The sequence below is a fragment of the Streptomyces sp. NPDC021224 genome, from assembly GCF_044332905.1.
Lineage (GTDB): Bacteria > Actinomycetota > Actinomycetes > Streptomycetales > Streptomycetaceae > Actinacidiphila.
Window position 1 is genome coordinate 1 of the sequence record NZ_JBIRPW010000014.1, and the last position, 783, is coordinate 783.

1 rRNA gene and 1 pseudogene are annotated in these 783 nt (G+C 71.8%); both read left to right on the forward strand.

The window, feature by feature from the left end:
- A 5S ribosomal RNA gene (gene rrf, locus ACH4PY_RS27900) occupies nucleotides 1–93 on the forward strand; the annotation flags it as partial.
- A gap of 204 nt (nucleotides 94–297) precedes the next feature.
- Nucleotides 298–783, forward strand: a pseudogene (locus tag ACH4PY_RS27905) (hypothetical protein); the annotation flags it as partial.

Below are 783 nucleotides of genomic sequence, written 5' to 3' on the forward strand. Positions count from 1 at the left end.
ACGCCCGGTTACATTCCGAACCCGGAAGCTAAGCCTTTCAGCGCCGATGGTACTGCAGGGGGGACCCTGTGGGAGAGTAGGACACCGCCGAACAATCTTTCCAGACCCCTGGTCCTGGCCTACGTGCTGGGACCAGGGGTCTTTTGCATGCACTCACGCAGCGCGGTGTCCCCGTGAATACGGGAGACTTGTACTACAGCGTCACGATTCGAGGAGTCACGTCGATGTCCAACTCGCCTGAAGACCGGCCCGAGCGTCCCGAACGCCGGGACTCGCGCCCGAACGGCGGTGGCGACCGTGGGGGTTACCGCAGCGGCGGCCCGCGGCGGGACGGCGACCGCCCGAGCGGTGGTGGGTACCGCCGCGACGACCGCCGTGACGACCGTCCCCGTGACCGTGACGACCGCCCGCGCGGCCCGCGTCGTGACGGTGACCGTCCCGGTGGTGGCGGTGGCTTCCGCAGGGACGACCGTCCGCGTTCGGACCGTCCGTACGGTGGCGGTGGCGGCGGTTTCCGCCGTGACGACCGGCGTGACGACCGCAGGGACGACCGTCCCCGTGACGACCGGCCCCGCTACGACCGCCCTCGCGACGACCGTCCCCGCGACGACCGTCCGCGGTTCGACGACCGGCGTGACGACCGCCCCCGCGGCCCGCGTCGTGACGGTGACCGTCCCGGTGGTGGCGGCGGTGGCTTCCGCAGGGACGACCGTCCGCGTTCGGACCGTCCGTACGGTGGCGGTGGCGGCGGTTTCCGCCGTGACGACCGGCGTGACGACCGCA